16 protein-coding genes are annotated in these 24,970 nt (G+C 76.1%); 7 read left to right on the top strand and 9 right to left on the bottom strand.

All coding sequences use genetic code 11. The features are described from left to right. Window positions 1-138: 138 nt before the first annotated feature. Together ABD284_RS06575 and ABD284_RS06580 are read left to right on the top strand one after the other, a co-directional pair. Entirely contained in the window at window positions 139-1,491 is a 1,353-nt protein-coding gene (locus tag ABD284_RS06575; protein WP_344141598.1) for an acyltransferase family protein, read from the top strand. A 379-nt stretch (window positions 1,492-1,870) separates the two neighbouring features. Beyond that, window positions 1,871-2,179: an SMI1/KNR4 family protein gene (locus ABD284_RS06580; RefSeq protein ID WP_344141600.1), complete on the top strand. Its 309-nt coding sequence runs from the start codon at window positions 1,871-1,873 to the stop codon at window positions 2,177-2,179. A gap of 29 nt (window positions 2,180-2,208) precedes the next feature. On the opposite strand, the gene ABD284_RS06585 is transcribed toward ABD284_RS06580, so the two are convergent. Continuing rightward, window positions 2,209-4,284 carry a glycosyltransferase family protein gene (locus tag ABD284_RS06585; protein WP_344141602.1) on the bottom strand — a complete coding sequence of 692 codons (2,076 nt, stop codon included), beginning with the start codon at window positions 4,282-4,284 and terminating at the stop codon, window positions 2,209-2,211. Window positions 4,285-4,459: 175 nt separating this feature from the next. Here ABD284_RS06585 and ABD284_RS06590 point away from each other — a divergent pair, with 175 nt between their 5' ends. Both ABD284_RS06590 and ABD284_RS06595 read left to right on the top strand, forming a co-directional pair. Then, window positions 4,460-5,206, top strand: a complete 747-nt coding sequence (locus ABD284_RS06590; protein WP_344141603.1) for a class I SAM-dependent methyltransferase — start codon at window positions 4,460-4,462, stop codon at window positions 5,204-5,206. A gap of 77 nt (window positions 5,207-5,283) precedes the next feature. Further along, complete coding sequence (locus tag ABD284_RS06595) at window positions 5,284-5,997, top strand: class I SAM-dependent methyltransferase (protein ID WP_344142006.1); 714 nt, start codon at window positions 5,284-5,286, stop codon at window positions 5,995-5,997. Window positions 5,998-6,285: 288 nt separating this feature from the next. Here the strand turns inward: ABD284_RS06595 and ABD284_RS06600 are convergent, their stop codons facing one another. From ABD284_RS06600 to ABD284_RS06630, 7 genes are all read right to left on the bottom strand, one after another. Next, window positions 6,286-6,705, bottom strand: coding sequence for a PPOX class F420-dependent oxidoreductase (locus ABD284_RS06600; protein WP_344141604.1), 420 nt, complete (start codon window positions 6,703-6,705; stop codon window positions 6,286-6,288). A gap of 77 nt (window positions 6,706-6,782) precedes the next feature. Beyond that, entirely contained in the window at window positions 6,783-7,853 is a 1,071-nt protein-coding gene (gene pgfA, locus ABD284_RS06605) for a cell envelope lipid trafficking protein PgfA (protein ID WP_344141605.1), read from the bottom strand. Further along, a complete protein-coding gene (locus ABD284_RS06610) occupies window positions 7,850-12,370 on the bottom strand; it encodes an alpha-(1->3)-arabinofuranosyltransferase (RefSeq protein ID WP_344142007.1) in 4,521 nt (1,506 codons plus the stop codon). The genes pgfA and ABD284_RS06610 overlap by 4 nt, the downstream gene beginning before the upstream one ends. Window positions 12,371-12,582: 212 nt before the next feature. Beyond that, complete coding sequence (locus tag ABD284_RS06615; RefSeq protein ID WP_344141606.1) at window positions 12,583-14,043, bottom strand: glycosyltransferase family 4 protein; 1,461 nt, start codon at window positions 14,041-14,043, stop codon at window positions 12,583-12,585. Window positions 14,044-14,291: 248 nt separating this feature from the next. Beyond that, window positions 14,292-14,432: a hypothetical protein gene (locus tag ABD284_RS06620; protein WP_311544088.1), complete on the bottom strand. Its 141-nt coding sequence runs from the start codon at window positions 14,430-14,432 to the stop codon at window positions 14,292-14,294. Then, a complete protein-coding gene (locus ABD284_RS06625) occupies window positions 14,429-16,804 on the bottom strand; it encodes a hypothetical protein (RefSeq protein WP_344141607.1) in 2,376 nt (791 codons plus the stop codon). Before ABD284_RS06625 ends, ABD284_RS06620 begins: the two co-directional genes overlap by 4 nt. 58 nt (window positions 16,805-16,862) lie before the next feature. Then, window positions 16,863-18,737: a GDSL-type esterase/lipase family protein gene (locus ABD284_RS06630; protein ID WP_344141609.1), complete on the bottom strand. Its 1,875-nt coding sequence runs from the start codon at window positions 18,735-18,737 to the stop codon at window positions 16,863-16,865. Window positions 18,738-19,449: 712 nt separating this feature from the next. Here ABD284_RS06630 and ABD284_RS06635 point away from each other — a divergent pair. Further along, entirely contained in the window at window positions 19,450-20,382 is a 933-nt protein-coding gene (locus ABD284_RS06635; RefSeq protein WP_344141610.1) for a hypothetical protein, read from the top strand. 25 nt (window positions 20,383-20,407) lie between these two features. Here the strand turns inward: ABD284_RS06635 and ABD284_RS06640 are convergent, their stop codons facing one another. After that, complete coding sequence (locus ABD284_RS06640; RefSeq protein WP_344141611.1) at window positions 20,408-20,941, bottom strand: NADPH-dependent FMN reductase; 534 nt, start codon at window positions 20,939-20,941, stop codon at window positions 20,408-20,410. 536 nt (window positions 20,942-21,477) lie between these two features. On the opposite strand from ABD284_RS06640, the gene nagA reads away from it, so the two are divergent. Together nagA and ABD284_RS06650 are read left to right on the top strand one after the other, a co-directional pair. After that, window positions 21,478-22,632, top strand: a complete 1,155-nt coding sequence (nagA, locus tag ABD284_RS06645) for an N-acetylglucosamine-6-phosphate deacetylase (protein WP_344141612.1) — start codon at window positions 21,478-21,480, stop codon at window positions 22,630-22,632. A gap of 185 nt (window positions 22,633-22,817) precedes the next feature. Continuing rightward, window positions 22,818-24,965 carry a glycosyltransferase family 2 protein gene (locus ABD284_RS06650; RefSeq protein ID WP_344141613.1) on the top strand — a complete coding sequence of 716 codons (2,148 nt, stop codon included), beginning with the start codon at window positions 22,818-22,820 and terminating at the stop codon, window positions 24,963-24,965. The last annotated feature ends 5 nt before the right edge of the window (window positions 24,966-24,970 follow it).

The raw sequence follows: 24,970 nt of genomic DNA on the forward strand, positions 1-24,970 counted from the left end.
CCGGTTCTAGTGTGGTGGCAAGGGGATGAGGCGCCCGGCTGCATCCCGTTCTCCCGGGGCGCGCGGCGGCGCGCCCCGCCCCTCCGGCGGCCCCGCCCACCGCCTACCGCGACGCACACGACACGGGAGGGTCGGCCTGTGAGCGGTCCCAGCGAGGACCCGTCGGCGCCGGCCGCGGCCGCGGACTCCCCTCCGCCCGCAGGCCGCGCGCGCACGCCGCACGCCCCCTCGGCGGGGCTGCCCCAGGTGCGCGGGCACAACGAGGCGCTCGACGGCGTGCGCGCGATCGCCGCGCTGATGGTGCTCGTCTTCCACGTGGGCGTCGAGAGCGGCGCCGCGCTGGCGCCCGGCGTCGCCGGGGCGCTGCTGGCGACCGGCGAGATGGGCGTCCCGCTCTTCTTCGCGCTTTCGGGACTGCTGCTGTACCGCCCCTGGGTGCGCGCCGCGCTCGACCAGGCGGCCGTCCCCCCGGTCGGCCCGTACCTGTGGCGGCGGGCGCTGCGAATCATGCCCCCCTACTGGATCGTGGCCTTGGCCGCGCTCCTGCTGTGGTCGCGCGAGCACCTCGACTCCGTATGGGCGTGGGTCGGGGTGATGACGCTGACCTTCGTGTTCGACACCGACCCCTGGTGGCTGGGCACCGGCCCCTACGGCCTCGGGCAGATGTGGAGCCTGTCGGTCGAGGTGTGCTTCTACGCGCTGCTACCGGTGATCGGGCTGCTGGCCGCCCGCGCCGCCGGCCGTGCCGGGACCGACCCCGGCGCCCGCGCGCGGCGGCTGCTGGTGTGCCTGTCCGGGATGACCGCGGTGGCGGTGCTGGCGCTGGTGGCGCAGTACTATCCCGAACCCCGGCCCTACATGTACTCCTGGCTGCCCCGCTGTCTGGGCATGTTCGCGGTGGGTATGGCGCTCGCCGTGCTCGGCGAGTGGGCCTGGCGCGAAAGCGGCCCCGACGGACCGGTGCGGCGGCTGTGCCGGACGCTGCCGCGCAACGCGACGCTGTGCTGGGCGCTCGCCGGGATCTGCTACCTGATCGCCGCCACTCCGGCGGCCGGCCCCCGGTTCGTCGGCTCCACCGGGTTCTGGATCTCGCTGGTGAGCATGGCCGTGGCGATGGCTTTCGCGTTCTTCGCCGTCGCGCCGGTGGCCCTGCGCGCCGAACGCCCCGGCGGTCCGCCCCCGTTCCGCGCCGGGGGCGGCGCCTGGCTTGATGCGTTCCTCGCCCACCGCGTGATGCGCTACCTGGGCCGCATCTCCTACGGGATCTTCCTGTGGCAGTTCGTCGTGCTCTACCTGTGGCGCGAGTTCACCGGCGAGGACATCTTCACCGGGTCGTTCTGGATGGACCTCGTCCCGGTGGCCGCGGGCACGGTGCTGATGGCCGACCTCACCCACCGCTTCGTCGAGCGGCCCGTGCGCCGCTGGTACGGCTCCGCCGGCGCCTGGCGCCGGGCGCGCCCGGAGGCACGCCGGCGCACCCCGGTCAACTAGCGGGCGCCCGGCGCCGGCGCCCCGCCGGTCGCCGCTCGGACCGCCGCAGGATGTCGGCGCCGCCTGCCACGCTGCGGAGCATGGAATCATCAGTGGACCACGCGCGACCGGTCGGGGAGTCCTGGGACCGCATCGAGACCTGGCCGGCCGCGCACGCGCCGGTCACGTTCGCCGCGCTGGCGCCTCCGGCGGAGCGGGCCGGCATCGCCGCGGCGGAGGAGGCGGTCGGCTCGGCCTTCCCGGAGCCGCTGCGCGAGTCGCTGCTGCGGCACGACGGCACGGGAGGCCGCGTCCTGCCGCCGCCGTTCTGGGAACTGCTCGGCGCGGCGGACATAGCGAAGGCCTGGCGGTTGCGGACCAGCATCGAGGAGCGGTCGCCGTGGTCCACAGACGGCGCCGAGGCCGACGCGGACGCCGACGCCGGGCCGTGGTGGTGCACCGGCTGTGGATCCCCGTCGCCGCCGACGGCAGCGGCGACTACCTGGTGGTCGACCAGCGCCCGTCCGCCCTGCGCGGCCGGCTCGGCGTCGCCGACCACGAGGAGGGCTGCCGCTTCTCCCAGCACCCTGCGTGGGCGTCGGTGCCTGCGCTGCTCAGCATGACAAGCACGGCCCTGGAGACCGGCGGGGAGTTGGACGGCTGCGCGCCCTTCGTCGACTCCGGCGAACTGGACTGGGACATCCGCTAGCTCCGCCGCGCGCGATGACCCGGCCGCGGTCAGTCGCCGCGCTGCCCGCCGCCGGAGCCGTCCTCGGCCTCTCCACCGTCGTCACCGTCCTCGGCCTTGCCGCCGTCGGTGTCCTCCTCCTGCTTCCCCCCGCCGTCCTCCGACCAGGGATCGCCGTCGGTGACGGGCTCCAGCTCGCCGAAGGTCACCCACTCCATGCACAGCTCGTCGGTGTTGGTGTGCAGGGTCAGCTCGGTGCCGGCGCCGTCCACCGGGAGGTACCAGACACCGCCCTTCGGCGCAGCGGGCAGCCGGGTCGTCACCCAGGCGTCGCCCAGCACCGCGCCCAGCTCGGTCGGCTTCTCGGCGGTGTAGGCGAGGGACAGCACCAGCCGGGGCCCGCCCAGCGACTCCACCGGCCAGCGCACCTGGCCGCCGAACGTGGCCACGCACTCCTCGTCCTCCGGCGGCCCGAAGAACGCGCTGCCCTCGGCCGGCTCGGCCGGGACCAGGAAGCCGGCGTCGTTGAACACCAGCGCGGAGTTGGCCGGCTCGGGCTCGCGGATGCGCTCGGCCACCCCCGGCTCGGCCAGCGGGCTGAGCACGTGCGAGGTCAGCCGCCGGGGGCCGTTCCACGGCAGCACGATGTCCTCGGGCACCGGCCGCGGGTAGATCCCGGCTTCGGCGGGCACCTCGCGCACCGACTGCCGCACCGTGTCGAGGTACCACCGCACCCGCTCGCCGCTGAGGGTGTCGGTGAAGGCGTAGGTGGAGTAGGCCCCGGCGGCGGTCATCACGGCGGTGGCCGCGGCCGCCGCCGACCGCGCCGCCCGCCGCGGAGGGCGCAGCCGCCCGGTCCGCAGCGCATCCTGCTCGTTGCGGACCGGCAGGTAGGCCAGTGCCAGGCAGAGGGCGAACACCAGCGCGGCGTCGGCCACGTAGCGGGGATCGTAGCCCACCATGGACTCGTAGCGCCCGCGGGCGATGACGGTCGGCACGGCGTCGACGACGACCAGGTAGCCGGCCAGCAGCGCCCACGCGCGCCAGGCCCGGCGGCGCACCAGCAGGCTCCCCAGAACGACCAGCGCCAGTCCCGCCCACGCCGCGGCGACCGCCGCCGTCGAGGGCTCCAGCAGCCCGCCGCTGGGGGTGACCGGCCCCCATTCGCCGGGACCGCCCATCGCGCCGACCGGGAACGTCTCGCCCAGCATGCGCCGCACCATGGCCCCGGCGACGCCGGGGTCGGGAATCCCGGCACCCTCGCCCTCGGCCGTGTCCTGCCGGGACAGGTACAGCAGGCCGTAGGCCGCCGACATCAGCGCCGTGCCCGCCCAGAACGGCAGGTCGCGGTCCGCCGTGCGCCAGAGCACCCGCGGCAGGGGGCCGGGGACCAGGAACAGCGCCGCCACGGCGAACAGCAGCACGGGCAGGAACACCGCCTTGACGGAGAAGGCCATGCCCAGCAGCACCGCGCCCGCAGTCAGCCACCCGTAGCGGCCCTCGCCGGTGCGCAGGTAGCGCACCGCCCACAGCAGGGACAGGGCCGTCGCCAGCTGAAAGGGCACCGCGTTGAGGGCGGCCGACCACCAGGCCAGCACCGGGACCGTCAGCGGGGCGGCGAGGTAGAGGGCCAGTGGCGCGATGACGGCCCACCGCCGCCCGAAGACCTCCCACAGCAGGGCGAACACCGCGACGCACGCCGCCGCCTGGGTCGCCAGCATGGCGCCCGCGGCCGCCGCCCAGCTGTAGGGCGCGGTGCCCGCCTGGATGTAGGCCAGCAGCAGGGCGCCCGGCATCATGTGGCCCTTGTGCAGGTCGGTCAGGTAGTCGAGAGTGAGGTCGGTGGCGGCGGCGTCGCCGATGAACAGGAAGTCGTCCTCGACGAAGTACGCCGCCTGGAGCACGTGGATCTTGAGCGCGAGCGAGGCGATGATCAGCGCCGCGCCGGCCAGCACGATCGGGTCGCGCAGCGCCCGGTTCGCCAGCGCGGCGGCGCGGGCGCCGGGGCGCGCGGCCGACGCGGCGCGTTCGGGGGCACCGCTGTCCGCGGGCTCCGGCTCCTGGGGCGTGTGCCCGCTCTCGGCGGTCGCCCCGGACGCGGGTGCGGGGGCATCGGCGTCGTTCATGCCGCTCCAAAACTCCAGACGTGTCCGGTCCGGTTGACGCCCCCCGCTGCGGGGGTGCCAGAATACAACACGTTCCAGCTTGATCGGCGATCGTCGCCCGATGTCCGTTAGAGCAGCGATAACGAAACGAGAACCTGGTTCACTCCGGTTCTCCGGCAGCGCCGAGGAGTGGCCCGTGGGACTCGACGAGGTACGCGCGGACTGGACCCGCCTGGGTGCGGTCGAGCCGCTGTGGGCGGTGTGCGTCGACCCGGCCAAGCGCGGCGGCGGGTGGGACGACGACGAGTTCCTCGCCTCGGGGAGCGCGGAGATCGACGCGGCGCTGCGCCACCTGGACGAGCTGGGGCTGCGGCCCGGCCGCGAGCGCGCGCTGGACTTCGGGTGCGGCGCCGGCCGGCTCTCCAACGCGCTGGCCGCCTGCTTCGAGCGGGTCGTGGGCGTGGACATCGCCGAGCCGATGCTGGCCGAGGCGCGCCGCCTCGACCGCAGCGGCGGGCGCATCGACTTCCGGCTGAACGACCGGCCGGACCTGGCCGCGTTCGGCGACGACTCCTTCGACCTGGTCTACACCGACCTGGTCCTGCAGCACCTGCCGCCGGAACTGGCCGAAGGCTACCTGCGCGAGTTCGCGCGGGTGCTGCGGCCCGGCGGGGCGATGGTGGTCGGGGTGCCCGACCGGGAGCGGCCCACGTTCAAGGGGCTGGCCTTCCGGTTCGCGCCGTGGCCGCTGATCCGGGTCGCCCAGCGGCGCCTGCTGGGCTACCCCGCGCCGATGCGCATGCACCCGCTCCCGCGCGCCCGGCTCGCGGCGGTGCTGGCAAAGAGCGGCGCGCGCGTGGCCGACTCGGTGGAGTACTGGGGCGGCGACCACTGGCTCCACCTGCGCCACTACGTGCGGATGCCCAGCGCGGAGGACGCGTGAACGGCGAGCACGGCCGCGAGGCGGGGGCCGACGCGGGCGCGGGCCGAGGCGCCGCCGGCGAGCCGTTCCGGGCGACGCTGGCGCGGTCCGCGGCGCTATTCGCGGCCTTCCGCCAGGAGCAGGCCGATCCCGACCGCTTCTACGGCACCCTGGCGCGCGACACGGTCGCCCAGCTTCGGTCCTACACCCGTCTGGAGGGCGCGGTGGTGGTCGACGTCGGCGGCGGGCCGGGCTACTTCGCCGACGAACTGCGCGCGGCCGGGGCCCGCAGCGTATGCGTGGATCCCGACCCCGCCGAACTGCGGCTGCGCGACGGCCGGCTGCCCCAGTCCGCCGTCATGGGCAGCGCGCTGCGGCTGCCGGTGCGCACCGGGGCAGCCGACGTGTGCTTCTCCTCCAACGTGCTGGAGCACGTGCCCGACCCGCCCGGCATGGCCGCCGAGATGGTGCGCGCCACCCGCCCGGGCGGCCTGGTCTACCTCTCCTACACCCTGTGGCTGTCACCGTGGGGCGGCCACGAGACCTCACCCTGGCACTACTTGGGCGGCCGCTACGCCGCGGAGCGGTTCGCGCGGCGCGCCGGCCGCCGCCCCAAGAACGACTTCGGCCGCACCATGTTCGCGGTCTCGGCGGCGGAGATGATCCGCTGGGTGCGGGCCCGACCCGACGCCGAGGTCGTCGACATGCTGCCGCGCTACCTCCCCCGCTGGGCCAAGCCCGTGGTGCGCGTTCCGCTAGTGCGCGAGGTGGTCACCTGGAACCTTCTGCTGGTGCTGCGGAAGCGCTCGTAGGGCGCGTTCGACGGGTCCGTCCCCAGCGCGCTTCGCACCCGGGTCCGCCCCCGCCCCAGGCGCGAAGCGCCGTCCCTCCGGCACGGAGCACCGCGACAGGCAACGGCGCCGCTCCCCCACGGCCGGGGAAGAAGCCGGGGCGGGTCTGTGCGACCGACGAGAAACGCGGCGGGAGCGGCGCGGGGGCGCCGCGCAGGGCACGGAGCGACCCACCGCACACACCCCGGCCCGCAGAACCGGCCGCCTCGGCCAGCGCGGAAAGACCGGCAACACGCGGCGCGAACGCCCTCACGCGGCGCGCCCGTGCAGGTCGGGAGCGTCGGGGTTCAGGTGCCAGCTGATGATGCGGCGCGGGTGGACGCGGATCACCTCGCGGCTGAACGCACCGGGGGCGATGGGCGGGTCGGTGTCGGTGAGCAGCTCGGCACCGCCGCGGATCTCCACTCCCCTGCCCCATCCGGGCGCGATGGCGCCGGGCTCCTCGGGCTCGAGGTCGTCGACGAGGAAGGAGACCTCACTGCCGGGCCGCTCCTCGATGTTGCGGTACTTGCGGGTGGTCGACAGCGCGATCCCGCCGATGTCGACCGTGCCGTCGTCGTTGAGCACGAACCCCACGGGCCGGGTGTGCGGACCGCGGGGGCCGGCGGTCGACAGCCGCCCGATGTGCTGGGAGTCCAGGTAGGCGCGCTCGTGTTCGGTGAATGGCATGGCGCCGCGTCTCCTTGCGTATCGCGGGGCGTCCCGGCGCTGCGGGACCGGTCTACCGCGAACCTAGACTCTCAACCTTACTTGAGGTCAACGCCGCCGCCGTCCTCCGCCGCCGGCGCGGTGCGGCGGGCGCGCAGCTCGCGGACGGCGGCCGCCAGGAACAGCAGTCCGCACGCCGTGCCCAGTCCGACCGGAAGCCAGGTGCGCACCGCCCACAGCAGGGTGCGCAGCTCCTCGGCCTCGCGGACCCGGGCCTCCACCAGCTCCTCGGCCATCCGCAGGTCGGCGTCGAGCAGCACCCTGCTCCCGCCGCCGTTCTCCGGCCGCAGCGTCTCGCGGCGCACCTCGCGGGCGTCGACCACGCGGCCGGTCACCGGCTCGACCCAGTAGGTCCGCTCCAGCTCCAGCCAGCGGTTGGCCTGGACGGTGCCCGGCTCCTCCAGGCCCAGGGCCCGCGCGGGCACGGGGCGGGAGGAGTCGGGAAGCTGCGTGGCGTCGAAGCGCTGCACGTAGCGGCGCACGGCCAGCCCGCCGACCCGGTCGCGCCCGTCGAGGACCATGGGAGGCGCCGCCCGGATGTCGGCGTCGTAGAAGGGGTACTCATTCCAGCCGCCGCCCGCCGGCCACAGCAGCACCAGCCCGGCCTGGCGGACGGCCCGGTCGCCGTCGACGTGCTCGCCGCAGCAGTTGACCGCCGTGCCCGTGTCGCGGTCCACGATGACGCGGCGGTCGCCGTGGGACAGCGTCGTCCCGCGGGCGGCCGTCGACGTCGACATGCTCCAGGTGGTCCAGTCGGGGTTGCCGGGCGCGAAGCCGCCCTCCACCCGGGTCGTGCGCTCCACCTCGGCGCCGCGCACCGTCTCCCAGGTGCCGGTGTCGAGATAGGCGGCGGAGTCGTCGGCCAGCCGCATGGTCAGATCGATCCGGGCGGGGATGCGCTCCAGCTCCCCGGCGACGTAGAAGCGCAGCATCAGCGCGGCGGTGAGCAGGAACGCCGCCGCTGCCACGGCGACCGGCCGCGCGTTGCGCGCGAGCACCGCCGAGACGCGGCGGCCCCTGCCGCGCGCACCCGGGCCGCGCCCGGGCGCGGCCTCTGCGGGCTGTGGACCGGTGGACTCGGCCACGGCGCCGCCGGCGGGCCCGCTCACGTGCGCACCTCCTCGGCGGCGCCCTCCCACTCGCCGGCCGGCTCCGGAGCACCGCGGTAGGCGCCGCCGCCGGTCGCGCCCGCATCGTCGGAGCCGTCCGCGCCGGTCGCGGCGCCCGCGTGCGGCGCTTCCCGCGCGGTCTCGCGGGCCGGGCCGAGCAGGTCGCCCAGCGCGATCACCAGCCGCGCGAGCGCGGGCAGGCACAGCGCCTGGGGCGCCCATTCGCGCAGCGGTTCGCTCAGCAGGTCGCTGAGGTCGTGGAAGGGCATCTGGTGCGCCAGGTAGGTGCCCGCGCCCAGGCACACGCCGGCGCCGGCCATGCACACCACCACGGTCCAAGGGCCCGCCAGGACCTGCAGCAGCCGTCCGCCCAGCGCCGGGCGCTCGGGCTTGGCGTGGCGCAGGGACCGCGACGGGGTCCGGCCCAGCCACCACACCAGCAGGAGCGCGCCGCCCACGGCGCAGGCACCGGCGGCGCCGCCCACCCACAGCCCGTAGACCACGCCGAGAGGCACGAGTGCGGGGCGCGGCAGACGACCGGCAACCGCCGCCGGCAGCGCGGCCGCGCGGCCCGGGGCCGGCCCGCCTTCGGGCGCGGGCTCGGCGCCGGCGGCGCGGCGCGCGCGAAGCCGGGCGCGGGCCGCGCTCCGTTCGCCGACGGGGCGCCGAAGCGCGAGCACCGCCACCGCCAGGGCGAACACGGCGCCGAGCGCCAGCGCCGCATGGTAGAGGCCGTCGGGGGTGTAGCTCAGGGTCACCTGGCCGGAGGTTCCCGCGGGCAGCCGCCAGGCCTGCTTCCAGCCGTCCAGGCGCACCGGCTCCAGCGGCGCCGCGCGCCCTTCGAGGGTCGCCCGCCAGCCCTCGTTGAAGTTCTCGTTGACGACGAGAAAGCTGTCCTCGCCCACGTCGACGGTGACGCGGCGCTCGCTGTTGCCCCAACCCGACACCGACGCGACGTCGGCCGTCTCGACTTCGCCGGAGCCGCCCTCACCCGATCCGCCGTCGCCGTCACCGGAGTCCTGCCGGTGCGCGGCGGGCAGAGCGGGGTCCGTCCCGCTCAGCACCGCCGAGCGCACCCGGTACTGGTCGCCGGGTTCGACCACGAGGCGGTTTCCGCCCTCGCGCACCGGCACGTCCGAGCAGCTCTCGTAGCGCAGCGGCCGTCCTGCGGCCCGGTCCTCCAGCGTGCCCGACACGATTCGGGTCTCCACCCGCTCCTCGTTGACCCGCAGCACGGGGCCCAGCCCGCAGGGAGTGGCGGCGTCGCCCCCCTCGACGGGCGGCAGGGCCTCCACGTCGGGCAGCGCGACGCGGCCCACCTCCAGCGGCTGCCCCTCGGGCGGGTCGAAGGAGATGCGCAGCCGGTCGGCGGTGACGGGCTCGAAGCCCAGCGACCCGCTGCCGTCCAGCCATCCGCTGCGGACGGTGCCTCCGGCCTCGACGGTGACCTCGACCGGCGCGGCGGCGCCGCCCGGGAAGTCCACCCGCAGCCCGCCGATCTCGGTGCGCTCCTTCAACTCCACGTCGAGCCAGGGCTCGTCCTCGTCGGGGTCGGGATACCACACGGTGGCGGCGTCGTCGTCGAAGGCGTTGCGGCCCATCGCGGCGGGGTGGTCCACGGAGGTGGAGGACGAGGTCACCTTGGGGTAGCCGCCGGCGCGGTTGGCGGCGTTCTCCACGTCGTGGGGGTCGGTGGCCACGGCCCGCCCGGTGACGGTGTGCTCGCCGTCCGCAGCCGGGCCGGTCATCGTGAAGCTCCGGTCGAAGGTGTAGGCGCCCTCGCCCTGGACCGCCAGTTCGGGGTTGCACACCCACACCCGCGAGCCCTCCATGCAGCCGGGCACGGTGCCGGTGGAGCCGGTGAACAGGAACGTGTCGGCGCCATCGACACCGGGCACGCTCAACGTGCGCTCGGCCTCCAGGCCGGGCATCGTCACGCTGGTGATGCCGACCCGGGTGCCGAACCGGTACTCCGGCTCCCAGGCGAGCTCGTCGACGCGGATGCGCAGCGTGGAGGTCTCGCCGGCGGGTGCGGTGAACTCCTGCGGGTCCTCGGTGGGTGCGACGGGGGCGCTGGTGCGGTCGTCGTCGGTGATCAGGCTGATGCGGGCCGGAGGCGGCTCGCCGGACAGCCGCTCGAAGGCGATGGACAGCTCGCCGACCTCGCGCGGCTCCTCGAACTCGATCTCCAGCCACTGGCCCACCGCTCCGGCGAACGCGCTGGAGCGCCACGAGGTGTCCAGGGCGTCGTCCAGCGCGGCGAAGGGCATCCGGCCGGGGTCGCGGGCGGAGGGCAGGGCGCCGGAGCCGGCCTCGGAGGAGGAGGCGGAGACGTCGGCGACGCCCTCGTAGCGCGCGGCCGTGGTGTAGCCGTTCCAGGCGGGGTCGGCGATGTCGGGCGCCGGGGCCTCGCGCCGGTCCTGCTCGGCGGTCAGGGTGTTGCCGACGTTGCGTCGCACGTCGGAGTAGACGACCTCCCGGCGGCGGGCGGTGTCGGTGACCACCGTGTCCTCGGGTGCGATGTCCTCGGCCCCGGGGTCGTCGCCGACGATCACCGGGCGGTCGCCGGGGAGCATGCCCTGCTCGGCGAGATCGAGCAGCGCCTCGGGGCCGCCGGCCACCCGCACCGCCTCGTCGGCGGGGACCGTCCCCACGCGGGGTGCGGCGCCGTCGACAGTGTAGACGTCCAGGGCCCGGTAGGGCTGGTCGTACCACCGCGAGGCCTGCCCGCTGTCGGCGGAGCCGACCTCGGGGCCGAACGAGACCGCGCGCGTGATGCCCGGCGAGTCGGCCAGGGCCTGGTGCACGCGTGCGGGCCAGCCTCCGTTGAGGCTCTCGCGCTCCAGGTCGTTGCGCACCAGCAGGTGGGTGACGCCCATGCGGGCCAGGGTGGCGGTGAGCCCGGCCGAACCGCGGCCGGAGGAGATGCGCTGGTCGATCTCCTGGTTGAGCCGGGAGACGCCGGCCGACCCCCACGGGATGATCTGGTGGTTGGCCCAGGCCGTCTCCATCAGGGGCTGCATCGGCTCGTCCATCGGTCGGCCCCACACGTACTCGCCGCGGGCGGAGCCGGGGACCGCCATGGTCGTGCCGGAGCGGTTGTGGGAGTCCAGCCAGCGCGCGGCCTCGTACCAGTAACCGGGGATGCGCTCGAACCCGCCGGGGGTGGCGACGCCGACCGTGGCCACGGGGGTCAGCGTCGCGGCCAGCGCCAGCGCGCACACGGCGGCCGAGGCGCGGTACACGGTGCCGGGCGGGGGCCCGGGAGCGGTGCCCGCGCCGTTCACGTCGCCGCGGGCTCCGGCCAGGAGGCGCGCCGCGAGGCCCGTGCGCGCCGGGGCGGACTCGGCGGAGGAGCGCCGCGCCCGGCGGTCGGCTGTGTCGCGGGCGAGCACGAGGGGCAGATGGGCCAGGCCGAGCACGACGGGCAGCCGGATGAGCGCGTCGAACTTGTGGATGTTGCGGAACGGGCTGAGCGGGCCGTTGAGCAGGTCGCGCATCGTCTCGGCGAAGGGGCCTGTCAGTGCGCCGGTGTAGCCCGCCACGACGATCGCGGTACCGGTGAGCAGCGAGGTGATCAGGAAGAGCCGCTCGGGCGTGCCCCGGTTGACCAGCCCGGCCAGGCCGAGGCCGGCGACCAGGGCGGTGGCCGCGACCATCCAGGGGTCGGTGGACAGCTCGGCGCCGGCCGGCAGCGCGGGCTGACCGGGCACGGGCACGTAGCCCATCCAGTTGTCGGCGCCGCGCAGGGCATTGGTCAGCGTGGTGACGCCGGTGGTGGTGGCCGCGTCCTCGGTGTAGGGCATGAACGAGAACACGTAGCGGCCCATGAGCAGCAGCGGGACCATCCACCAGAACGACGCCAGAAACAGCGCCGTCAGCCACCAGGCCAGCAGCCGCCGCTTGCGCGGCCCGCGGGCGCGGGTGAGCAGGTAGACCAAGGGCACCACGAGCACGGCCAGCTCGGATGCGGCGTTGGTGCCGCCGCAGAACAGGAAGGCCAGGGCCGACAGCATCGCCATGCGCATCGGCGGTCGGCCGTGGCGGGTGCCGTACACCAGCGGCAGCACGATCCACGGCAGCAGCATCATCGGCTGCAGCTCGGCGGAGTTGTAGGACAGCAGGGTCAGCACACGCGGGGCCAGGGCGTAGGCGGCGCCCGCCAGGATGCGGGTGTGCAGGGAGCCGATGCCCAGGGCTTCGGCGAGCTTGACTACGCCCAGGAACGCCGCGCACAGCAGCACCGACATCCACACGCGCTGGACCAGCCATTCGGGCATGTCCAGGGCGATGAGCAGCGCGTGGAAGGGGCCGTTGGGGAAGAAATAGCCGTAGGCCTGGTTCTGCAGCTGGCCGAAGTAGGAGGGGTCCCACAGATGGAGGGCGCGCTGCAGGAAGCCGAAGGGGTTGATCGTCAGGTCGATCTTGGTGTCGCCGACGATCTTCGCTGGGTCGAGGCTCAGCGCGATCCCGCACAGCAGCAGGCTCGCACCCAGCAGCTTGAGGCGGCGCAGCAGCGCGGTGTCGTCGGCGGTGGACCCGGCGGGCGTCTCGGGCTCGGCGCGGACGGCGCCGGGTGCGCGGGGGCGGGCGCCGGCGGGGTCGCCGTCGGGTGCGGGCTCGGCGCGGACGTCGGTGGAGGGGCTCGCGGCTCCGTCCGCCCCGGCGCGGTCTGGCGCCTGTTCCGCGTCAGGCTCGTCGTCGCGCCGCGCCCCGGGTCGGGCGTCGGTCACCGGGCGGCCTTCGCGGGGCGGGTCGCGGGGCCGGTGCCGGGGCGGGCGGCCGCGGTGTCCGCGCCCACCCGGTCGCGGCGGACACGGGCGGCGGCCGCAGGGGCGGGCGGCCGGGGGCCGTCCTGCCCCGCGGCGCGGGTGTCGGCGGGCTCGCCGGTGACGAGCCGGGCCATGGCCGCGCCACTGCCCTCCCAGGTGAAGCGGGCGGCCCACTCGCGGCAGGCGCGGCGGATCCGGGCGGCGCGCACGGGGTCGCTCAGCTCCCGCAGCGCCGCGGCGACGACGTCACTCAGTTCCTCCCCCTCACGTACCAGCCAGCCGGTCTCGCCATGGCGCACCGAATCGCGGAGGCCGTCGACATCGTAGGCGACCGTGGGAACGCCCAGTCCGGCCGCCTCGATCACGGTCAGACCCCAGCCCTCGAACTCCGAGGCCGTGACGTGCAGCAGCGACCCCGCCAGGACGGCGTTCTTCTGCTCTTCGGGCAGGTAGCCGTGCAGCCGGACGTGGTCGTGCAGCCCGTCGTGCTCGACCTGCTCGGCCAGCGTCGCGCTCTCGGGGCCGCGGCCGACGACGTGCACGCGCAGCTGCGGGTAGGAGCCGCGCAGGTCGCGCGCGATGTCCACGATGCGCGAGACGCGCTTCTGCACCACGAGCCGGCCCAGGCTGACGATGGCGGGCGAACCGGTCTCGGCCTCACTGAGGAAGCGGTCGGGGGCCACCGGCTGGCGCGGCGGGCTCCCGTTGTGCACGACCGTGATGGGGGCGCGCCAGCGCAGCTTCTCGCGCATCGCGCGGCGGGAGGACTCCGAGACCGTCACGGTGGGGCAGTTGCGGTAGACCCGGCTGGCGACGGCGCTCTCGACGAATCTGCCGAACCAGGCCAGCGGGCGGCTGAAGTAGGCGTCGAACTGGAGGTCGTGGACGTGGTGCACGACGCTGATCACCCGGGTGCGGCGCGGCAGGACCAGGCGGGAGAAGAAGGGGATGCCGTTCATGCAGTCGAGGGCGGCGTGGAACTCGCGGCGCCACAGCAGCAGCCAGAGCATCACCAGCGGGTAGACGGTGAACTTGCCGCCCATGCGGCGGATGACGATGCCCTCGCGGGTCTCGACGCGGGCCTGTCCGGGCTCGCGGCTGGTGAGGAAGGCGACCACGGCGCCGCGGGCGGCGAGGTGGCGGCTGATCCGCCAGGCGTACTCCTCGGCGCCGCCGGCGGCCGCCTGCCAGGGGTCGCGCCAGTTGATCATGACGGCGCGCACGCCGTCCAGCCGCGGGCCTGCCGCCTCCTGCGCGGATCCGGCCGAAGACGCGGCCGGTCCGGCGTCCCGGGCCGGTGCGGGGACGTCCGCGTCCTCGGCGGAGCCCGTCTCGGTCGCGGCGAGCGGAGCCGCCCGCAGGTGCCCTGGGCCGACCTCGGGGTACTCCGGGAAGAGGGGGATCTGCTGGAACGCCACATGCTCTCCTGTTCCGCCCGTTGCACCCGGTCATCCGGCGGGCGGGCGGCCGCCGGATGCGGCGCCCGGACGACGGGGCGGAAGGCGGCGCACGGCCGGGGCGGGGTCGGTGTGGACCGCGCAGGGGGATGCGGGCGACTTTCGGCGCGGCGGACGCGCCCGCCGCCCTGGGGCCGGGGCCGCCAGGGGCGGGCGGTCCGGTCGATCGGCCCGGGCGGGGGCTCGGCCGGGGGTGGAGGCGCGCCGGGTCAGCGGTCGCCGTAGTTGTACAGCGACTGGTTCACCGGCTCCGCCGACGACGAGGTCTCGGTGGCGACTGTGGTGCCGATGAAGGCCAGTCCACCGGCCAGGGCCGCTCCGATGACACAGGCGGCGACGATTTTGATCACGTGGGGTTCTCCTTCCGCGATACCGCGCCTTTGAGCGGTCCGGTACGCCTGGAAACGAGACTAGAACCTGATACACCTAACGACCAGATAAGTGCCCCAACTGTAACGAACCATGTCGAGGCTTCCAAGCCCGTTAGCGCGTCGTCTGCCGGATCCACATGCTTATCCGGCACTTCGAGCAGCAGCAGGCCGTCGCCGCTGTGCACGGCGACCGGACCGCCCGAGCCAGGCGAGAACCTGTTATCGACCGCGAGGGGGCCGAGGGCGGCGGCCGCGCCGGCGCCGTCAAGCCGCCGCGCAGCGGGGAGCTCGACGAGGACGTACCGGATGCCGAGATCGCCGAGGGACGCGGTGTAGGCGCGGACTCCCGGGCGGGCGTCGTGCAGCCGGCCGACCCGGCGGGCGAGCGGGTCCTCGCCCTCGGCGAGGCGGACTCCGCCGGCGCCGCCGACCCGCAGGTCGTCGTTCCAGACGGTGCGGCGCTCGAACAGCTTGGTGGCGGGGTCGAGTACGACGACCCTACGTCCGTCGCCGCGCCAGTCAAGACCGCGGTAGGCGCTCCAGGGCAGCACCAGCACCCGGCCGGGGCGCGGGTCGCCGTCGACCAGGCGCTGCACGCGGTGCCATTCGGCCGGGTAGTCGACCGGTTCGAGCCGGCCGGCCGCGCCCCACAGCAGGCCGGGCAGCAGCGCCACGGGGGCCAGTGCCAGCACGGCGCCCACGGCCGCACCGGCGCGCTCGCCCGCCCGCGCGCCGCCGGCCGAGCGCGCCGGGCGCGCGCTCGCGGCGCCGCGCCCGGGCGCGGCGGGCTGCGCGGCGGCCCGGCGCAACCGGCCCGGCGCCGTCCACAGGCGGCGCAATCGCGATGGCGCGGCACCCGTGCGATCGGCTTGACTTGAATCAGGGGGTCCCCCGGGAGCCCCGGCACTGTCATGCCCTCCCGCGCTGCCGCCCGGGCCCGCGGCCCCCGCACCCACGGCCCCCGCTCCGCTGCCGTCCCTCCGCGCCTCCGCGCGGCCGGGCGGGCCGGCCGCCGCGCGGCAGGCCCACAGCACCGCGCCGCCGATACCCGCGGCCTGGAGCAGCGCGAGCGGCGCCACGTACAACTGGCCGTCGCGCAGCGGCCCGAATCCCGCCCACAGTCCGATCAGCCAGGCGAGGGCGTCCCGTCCGGGTGCGGTCGTGCCCGCCAGCGCGAGCGCCAGCCCGGCCGCGGCCGCCGCCGACAGACCGGCCCCGAAGCCCGGCGCACCGCCGCGGCGGAGCAGCCACACCCAGCCCGCGACGGCGGCGAGCGAGAGCGTCAGCCGGCACGCGGCCTGCCCCGGCGCACCGAACCACTCCGGCACCGCGTGGGCGTTCCAGACCCCGCCGAGCGACAGCAGCGAGCCCGCGGCGCCGAACGGGGTGTCGGCGCGTGCGGCGAACAATCCGACCGCGCCGGGGTCGGTCCGCGCGCCGCTGCCCAGCGCCGGCACCAGCCACGGCAGCGACAGCAGCACGATGGCCGCGGCAACCGCGCCGCCCGCCCGCAGCGCGCGCACGGCGCCGTCACCGCCGTGCCCCTCCGCGGCGGACGGCGCGCTCGCGGACCCCGCGCCGTGGATGCGCCCGGCGCCGTGCCGGGCCGGTGCGGGAGGGTCCGCGGTCGGCGCTCCCGGGCGAGCGGCCCGGGCGCCGCTCCCGGCGACGGCGCCGAGCGCGGCGCGCAAGCGGTGCCGGGCCCCGCGCCGCGGGCCGGCGCTCCGCCTCCGGCCCGCGCCCATGCCGCCGAGCACCGCCGCGGGCAGTCCGACCAGCGCGGAAAGCACCATGGCGGAGAACCCGCCGACCGCCGCCGGCAGCAGTGCCGGCAGCAGGCGCGCGACGTCGCCCGGCCCCGGCGGGCGCGCCGCACCGGCCAGGCGCCCCGCCGCGGCCGCCACCCACGGCAGGCCCGCGTATCCGAGCAGCATGGCCCACTGCCCCAGGAGCAGGCGCTCGGCCACGAACGGGTTCCACGCGTAGAACACCGCCGCCGCGACGCGCGCTGCGGCCTCGCCCCGAGGCCCCGCCCGCCCGGCGGGGACGAGCCGTCCCGCGCCGGCGCCGGCGACCGTGAACACGGCCATCAGCAGCAGCGCCTGGACGGCGTCGCCCGGAAGCAGCAGCCCCAGCGCCCCGAACACGGCGTCGCTGGGCACCGCGCGCGGGAACCCGCCACCGCCGCCCAGGGTCACCGCCGACAGGGGCGGGTCGGGCACGGCCACCATGTCGTAGCTCAGCACGAAGCCGGGCCCCAGCGCGGGGCCCAGCGCCAGCACGCCCGCGCCCGCGCCCGCCGCCCAGGGCAGCAGGCGGCCGAGCCGGACCGCGCTCAGCCGCGCGGCCACGGTGCCCGTCGTCGCGCCCGCGCGCGCAGCGGCCGGCGGGAGCGGGTGTGCGGCCCGCTCACCCCGAACCTCCGCTCACGGTCCCGGAGTAGCCGCCGCGCACGAAGTCGCGGTGCGCGCGCACGGCGAACTCCCATCCGGCGGCTCCGCCGTCGATCTGCCACCGGGTCCCGTCGTCGACCACCGCCGCGCTCGCCCATCCCTCGCCGTTCTTCGGCCCTTCGCCGTCGCGCGGTTCGCACGCGGGGGAGTCGTCTCCGCTGGTGGCGCCTGCGCCGCCGGGCTCCTGCGCCGTGGCGGACGGCGAGGGGGTGTTCTCCGGGGAGCCCGCGGGGGGCGAGGCCGAGGGCGGCTCGGGCAGCGTGCACCGCAGCGGTCGCCGCCAGACCTCGTAGTGGGTCGCCGAGGGGACGCCGTCCCAGGTGAGCCTGCTGCCGTCGGACCGGACGCGGACCCGGTCGGGCGCCGGCGGCGGATCGTCGGCGTGCCGGACCCGCACCGGGTCGGAGCGGGCACCGCCGTCGTCGCCCTTGAACGGCCGGACGACGAACTCGTAGGTGGCTCCGGCCAGCAGCCGGTCGACCGCGACCGACGGCCGCCCCTCCCCCGACGCCGACACCTCGACGGGCAGCGCCACCTGTTCGTCGCGTTCGGGCCGCAGGCGCTGCTGCAGGACCTGGTAGCGGGTGGCCCCGGGGACCGGGTCCCAGGCGAGCCGCACGCTGTCGTCGGTGTCCTCGGCCTCGACCTCGGGTGCCCGGCGCGGCCCGGTCCGCACGTCGGGCAGGGGGCGCGGGTAGGGCCGGCCCAGACCGAGATGGTCGGCGAGGGCGTCGGCGAACGCCGCCGCGATCTTCAGCTCGCCGCGCGCGTCGGGGTGGGTGCCGTCCCAGGTGTCCTGTGCGGGCGCGAAGTCCGCCGCGGTCCGGGCGACGACCACCGGCGAGCGGTCGCCGCTGATGTCGCGGGCGAGGCCGGGCAGCGCCGCGTTGAACTCGGCGATCCGGTTGTTCATCGACTCGTCGGAGCCGCTGCCCCACACCGGGGTGACCTCGCCCAGCACCACCCGGACGCCGCCCTTGGCGACCCGGGCGGCGGTGACGGCGTCGCGCACGGCCGACAGCGCGTCCTGGGCCGAGCCGCCGTGCACGAAGTCGTTGACGCCGGCCATGAACAGCAGGTAGTGGGGGTCGTGCTCGGCGACCTGCTCGCCGACGTCGCGGGCGAGCCCGGCCGCTGTGGCGCCCCACCGGCCGGCGTGGTCGGTGTCGAACCCGGGCTCGGCGTAGCTGCTCGCGCCCTGACGGCCTGTGGCGAGGTCGAGCAGGGAGGTGTGGGGGCCGACGAAGTCGACGTCGAGGCCCGACCGGTGGCTGAGGTGCCGCCAGAGGCGGTACCGCCAGGTGTGGTCGCCGCTGCTGCCCTGGACGATCGAGTCGCCGACGATGAGGATGCGGGCGGTGCCGGAGGGAGGCGGCGCGGCGGTCGCCGGGGCGCCGCCGGACCCGTCGGCACCGTCGGCGTCGCCGGTGCGGAAGTCGCCCATGACGCTCTGGATCAGCAGCAGGGTGACGAACATGGCGGCGACGGTGACGCCGAACAGCCCCAGCGGCGTCGGGCGCAGGCGCGGGCGCGGGTCCTCGGAGCCCCTGCGCAGCACCCGCACCAGGCGCCGGCCCCCGCCGGCGCGAACCTCGGCGGCGCCGTCCGATCGGGCGCCGCCGCCCTCCCCTTCGCCGGGGCCGTCGCCGGGGACATGGCGGGAGGCGCCGTCGCCGTGCTCGCCGCCCTGGCCGACGGCGTCGCCGGCCGCGCGGCGACGCAGCCGGTCCCGCAGAGGGCGCGGCGCCGCGCGGGCGAGGAGGCGCATGAGGCGCATGAGGCGGTCGACCGCCGTGCGGACGCGGCCGGGGGGATCGTGCTCGCTGGCCACGCTGGAATCACCTCCGCGCGTCGCGTGTCGGGGGTGTCGCCCGTACCGGCCCGTTCGGGCGCTCGGTCGCGGTCGGGGGTGGCACTTGCGCGGTCCTCCGTGGCTGTTCGGCGGCGGTTCTCGGGCGACGGCGCCGCGGCCGGACGCCGCCGGCTGCGGCCGGGCCGCACAGTGCGGCCGCACCCACGATTGAACTCCACCGAGCGCCCGGTCCGCACCCCGGAGTGCGGCCCTGTGGACAGCCGCCGGCGCGCCGGACCCCGGCAACGGGCACGCAAGCGCCCGTCCCAGTAGAACACGTATCAGCCGCAAAAGGGCGGACGCGGCCGCTCGCCTCCGACCCCGGCCCCGGCTCGGCCTTCCCGCCCGCCCGCAGCAATCGCCTCGGAGAACGCGCGACCGCGAGACCGGCCCGCCGGCCGGGAGGCGTCCGCCCGGCCGTCCGCCGCCGCACCACAGCCCCCGCTGTGACAGAACTTGTTATATTTCCGCGGTCGACTAGGATCGGGCGGCACATCCGACCGGCCGAACAACCCGGCCGCCCGAATCCGCGCGGCCCGTTCCGGCCGGACCCGCCCGCGCCGGAGTGGACATCCGGTACCTTCGCCCGAGCCCGACCGCGTTCCCTCGCCCCGTCAGCTCCAGCCTCGCGCCGCGCACGCCCCCGGCCCGCCCCGGGCAGGGCGCGGCCACCGTCCGAAAGGCGGCGCCCGTGACAGGTCTGATCGCCGCGCTGGTCTCCGCCGCGGTCTACTCCCTGGGCCTGACGGTCGAGCAGCGGGCCCTGCACCGCTCCCCCGGGATCAGCGTGCACCGGCCGCTGCACCTCGCGCGCGTCCTGCTCGGCAACCCCCGCTGGGTGGCCGGCTGCGCGCTGGCGGCCGCGGGCAGCGTCGGCCTGATCGTCTCGCTCGGCCTGGCGCCGGTCTCGGTGGTGCAGCCCGCCTTCGCCGGCGGGATCTCCACCATGCTGCTGATCATGGCGCTCGTCCTGGGCGAGCCGATCACCCGAGGCGAGCGGCTGGCCCTGGCGCTGATGCCGGTCGCCCTGCTGCTGCTCAGCCTCTCCCTGGCGTCGGGCGGGCGAACCGGCACGGTGCCGCACCTGCCGCTGCTCCTCGGCGTCAGCGCGGCGACGGTCCTTGGATGCGTCCTGGCGATGGCCGCGGCCGGGCGCGCCGGGCGCTACGTCTCGGCGGCGGCGATGGGGGCGGCCGCCGGACTGGCGCAGGGCGCCGCCGGACTGCAGGGCAAGGCGGTCGGCGGCCTGCTCGCCGACAACGGCCTGGCGGCGGCGGTGCCGGCCGTCCTCGCCTCCCCCTACCCCTACCTCTACGGCGTGGGGTGGGCCGTGGGCATCGTGCTGTTCCAGACCTCGATGCAGCGCTCCCGCGCAGCTGTCACCGCGCCGGTGGCCAACGTGACCGGAAACGTGTTCATGGTGGTCGCGGGCACCGCGGTCTTCGCCGAGGAACTGCCCGACGACCCGCTGCAGCTCGCGCTGCGCGTCGCGGGCTTCGCGCTGACCCTGGTCGTGGTGGTGCTGATCCGCGGCAACGTCGCCCGCGCCGAGGCCGACACCGCCCGCGTGCGCGCCGCGCGCGAAGGCGCCCCCCAGTCCGGGCAGCCCTCCCCCGGCCGCTGACCCGCCGGCGGCGCCGGCGGACGGCTCAGGCCCGCACCGACAGCGCGTCGGCGAGCGCCGGAGCCGCGACCTCGGCCCACGCCCCCGCGACGCCCTGCGGCTCGGCGAGCTCGCGCCGGCTCAGCAGCAGGCCCGGTTCGACCACCCAGGCACCCAGGTCGGCCAGCAGCACCCGCAGGTCGTCCTCGATGGTGCGCCCGTTGCGCAGGTCCTCGACGACCGCCATCGGCGCGGCCACACCGTGGCCCAGGCCCAGTTCCGGCAGGCGGTCCAGGAACACCTTGAGCAGACCGGTGTAGCTGCCGTGCGCCTGCGGTGAGGCGACCAGCAGCACGTCGCTGCGGCGTACGGTCTCGGCGGCCTCGACGATGTCGCGGCCGGGCCGGGCCGCCAGCAGAGCGGGGCCGAGTTCGGCCAGGTCGACGACGTCGGTGCGGTCTTCGCCGCCCGGTGCGAGCGGTCCGACGGCGTCGGCCAGCGCGTGGGCGGCGTGCGATGCGGCCGCCCGGATGGCCGAGCGCGGCTCGGGGTCGGCGACGAGAACGGTGAATCGCGTCATGTTCGTAGCTCCTGGTGAGTGCGGCTGGTCCGGCCGTTCACCGGCGGGCGGGCCGCGCCGAGGTGCGGCGGAGCCGGTGCTCTAGTGGGGCCGCGGCCGGAGCGCGCCGAGGGGGCGGGGCCGCGGGGACGGGTGCTACGGGGCGGGGTACCGGGCGGTCAGAGCCGTGACCTCGACGTCCGCGGTCCGAGCGCGCCCGGGCGGAGGTGCGGGCGGGCCCGCCCCCGGGTGCCGGGTCGGGCGGGAAGGTGTCGCTCCCCGGTGGCGCTATCTGCGACAGAGGGCGCTGGCCTGCTGGCGCAGGTCGACGTGCAAGCGCTGGACGAGCAGCTCACCGGCGGACATGTTCCCCATAATGATCGGGGTCCCGGCTATCGTCAATGCGTGGGCGGATGCGACCGCCCGCCCTTCGCCGCGCCGGAATCGGCACGGCGCACGCCCGCGCGCCCGTCTTCGGGGGTGGCCGGGGCGCGCGCCGTACCCGCCGGTCGGCGCAGGGCGATCGATGTGTTATCGGGCACAGGAGGTTGCGCGACATGGGCCGAGGGCCGACCGGGACGACGCTGACGAACGCACGGCTGCTCACCCCGCACGGGGTCCGAGCGGGCTGGCTGCGCTCGGAGGACCGGCGCATCACGGCTCTGGGCACGGGCGAGGCGCCGGAAGGCGGTACCGAGACCGTCGACGCGGGCGGGCGGTGGGTGCTGCCCGGCGCCGTGGACATCCACATCCACGGCGGAGCGGGCGCCGCCTTCACCGACGCCGACCCCGAGGGGGCGATGCGCGTGGTGGAGTTCAACCGCTCCCGGGGCGTCACGACGCTCGTCGGCGGCCTGGTGACCGCCGCCCCGACCGACACCCTGGACCAGATCGCGGCGCTGGCCGAGGTCGCTGACGGCGGCGGCCTCGCCGGCGTCTACCTGGAGGGCCCCTACATCGCGGCGAGCAAGTGCGGCGCACACGACCCCGCCCTGCTGCGCGAGCCCGACCTCGCCGAGTTCGCCGCGATGCTGAAGGCCGGGCGCGGGCATGTGCGGATGATCACCGTGGCCCCCGAGCTTCCGGGCGCGCTGGAGCTGATCCGCGCGGCCGTCTCCGAGGGCGTCGTCGCCGCGGTGGGCCACACCGAGGCCACCTACGACCAGGCGCGCGCCGCGTTCGACGCGGGCGCGACCGTGGCCACGCACATCTACAACCAGATGCGCCCGCTGCACCACCGCGAACCCGGCCCGATCGCCGCGGCGCTGAACGACGAGCGCGTCACCGTCGAGCTGATCAACGACGGCGTGCACGTGCACCCCGGCGCGGCGCGGCTGGTCTTCGGCAGCGCCGGCAGCGACCGGGTGGCGCTGATCACCGACGCGATGTCGGCGACAGGGCTGGGCGACGGCGAGTACACCCTCGGCAAGCTGCGGGTGCGTGTCGAGGACGGCCGGGCCCGCATCGCCGAGACCGGCCAGATCGCCAGCAGCACGATCGTGCTGCCCGACGCCGTCCGGCGCGCCGTGCACACCATGGGCGTGCCGCTGGAGGCGGCCGCGCACGCGGCCTCGGCGGTTCCGGCGCGGGCGCTGAACCTGTCCGGCGTCGGGTCGCTGGCGGCGGGCGGCACGGCCGACCTGCTGCTCCTGGACGACGACCTGTCCGTGGCCGGGGTCATGCACCACGGCTCCTGGGTCCGCCGCCCCTGAGGCGGGCGCCCCTTCCCCTCTCCCCTCGGGCCCTCTCCCGGCCCGCCGGCGAACCCGGCCACCAGGTCGCGGCCGATTCGGAGTGTCTGCCTGCGGGAGCAGACCGGCGGCGATACGCATGTGGCGCGCGGCCAGCAGCCGGGTAGCCGGTGGACCGAGGCCGCAACTCGCCCGGGGGGAGAACGATGGACATCGCCGTATCGGTGGTCGTACCGACGCACAACGGCGCGCAGGGGCTGATGCGCGGGCTGGAGTCGCTGCGCAGGCAGTCCCTGCACCGCGACCGCTTCGAGGTGCTCTACGTCGACGACGGCTCGACCGACGGCACGGCTGAGCTGCTGGACGCCGAGACCGCCGACGACTCCCACGTCAAGGTGGTGCGCATCGACAACTCCGGCTGGCCGGGACGCCCGCGCAACATCGGCGTCCGCGAAGCCCGGGGCCGCTACGTGCTGTTCATGGACGACGACGACCGGCTCGGCCCCGAGGCGCTCGAACGCCTGTACCGCAGAGCCGAGCGGGACCGCGCCGACATCGTCGTCGGCCGCATGGCGGGCGTGGGCCGCACCGCGCCGCGGGAGATCTTCCAGCGGCCCATGTCGGGCGGCTCGCTGCGCACCCGGGCGCAGCTCCTGAGCACCCTGACCGTGCACAAGCTGTTCCGGCGCGAGTTCCTCCTCGACAACGGGCTCGCCTTCCCCGAAGGTAGGGTGCGCCTGGAGGACCACATGTTCATGCTGCGCGCCTACCTGGCCACCGAGCGGGTATCGGTCCTGCACGACCACACCTGCTACTTCTGGGTCCGCGACGGCAAGTCCAACAACATCTCCTACTCCCGCAAGGACCCCGGGGAGTTCCTGGGCAGCATCGAGCGGATCTTCGACATCATCGACGAGCAGGTCGAACCCGGCCCGTTCCGCGACCGCCTCATCGCGCACTGGCTGCGCTCCAAGCTGCTGGGCCTGTTCCAGGGCCGCTCCTTCCTGCGCCAGGACGAGGACCGCACCGCCCTGATGCACCGGCTCGCGGGCGACCTCGTCCGGCGGCGCGTGAACGCGTCGGCGGAGGCCCGGTTGAACGAGTTCGCCCGACTGCGCCTGGCCGCGCTGACCGCCGGCGGCCCCGAGGAGCTGCGCCGGGTCGCCGAGTTCGAGGAGGACGTGGCGCACCGCACCCGCATCACCGGCTTCCGCTGGCACGGCTCCGAACTCGCCGTGGACGTCGAGACGGGTCTGGAGCGGGTGTCGACGGGCGCTCCGCTGGAGTTCGTGCGCGATGGCGGCTCGGTCTACTGGGACCTGCCCGCCGAGCTCGCGGCGATCCCCGAGATCAAGCGGGCGGCCGAGATCGGCGAGGGGCCGCCCGCCGCGGCCTGGCGCGCCTACGCCTCACGGCCCGAGGACCCGGCCGTAATCCGGCTGCCGCTGGACTACGAGGTGCGCGAGGAACCCGCCGAGGCCCCCGGCCGCTTCCGGCTGCGGCTGTCCGGCTCGATGCGCGTCGACGCCGAGACCGCCGACCACGGACGCCCCTTGGCCGGTACCTGGAGGTTCGACACCCGCGTGGTCCTCGGCGGCGTCGGCAGCGGCTACGCGCTCGGCCCGGACCGCGCGCCCGGAGCCGAGCGCACCCGCACGCCCGCGTTCGTCGGCCCCCGGGACCGCGCGCGCTTCGCCAACCCCTACTGGAACGCCCACGGACTGCTCACCCTGTCCACGACGGGCACCCGTCGCCCGCTGCGGCGCGCTCTGCGCACGGGCCGGCCGGCGCGCGTCGCCCGCACCGCGGCGGGGCTGCGCCTGGACGTCCCGCTGGCGGTGCAGGCCGCGGTGCCCGGGGAGCTCACACTCACCCTCGCCCGCGAGGGCCGGGAGCCCATCAGCGCACCGGCGCGGGTCACGGCGCAGCCGCTGCCGGCCGGGCACGGCTCGCTGCCGACAGCGGTCCTCAGCGCCACGCTGCCGGTGCCCTCCGGGCGGGGCGCGCTGCGCATCGGCGTCGGCGAGGGCGACGAGTACACGGAGCTGGGGATCGACCTGTACTGGACACCGGCGGGATGGCGGATCGGCCGTCCTGCGGGCGGGCTGGCCCGGCGGTGCGCCCGTGCGGGCACCCGGCGAGCGCGGCACCTCGCCGGCAGGCTCTCCGAGTCCCTGCGCCGCGCCGCGGCGCGCACCGGGAAGGAGCCGCATCCGCCGCGGCGCGAACAGGAGCGGGTCGGCGGCGAGACCCCCGTCCCGCTGAGCAGCGGCAAGATCGCGCCCCAGGCCCTTCCCCGCCGGGCCGACGCCTCGCCCGCGGAGGTCCCGGCCGGGCACGGTGCCGAGCGGTGACGGCC

The sequence above is a fragment of the Streptomonospora arabica genome (genome assembly GCF_039531585.1).
In the GTDB taxonomy this organism is placed as follows: domain Bacteria; phylum Actinomycetota; class Actinomycetes; order Streptosporangiales; family Streptosporangiaceae; genus Streptomonospora; species Streptomonospora halophila.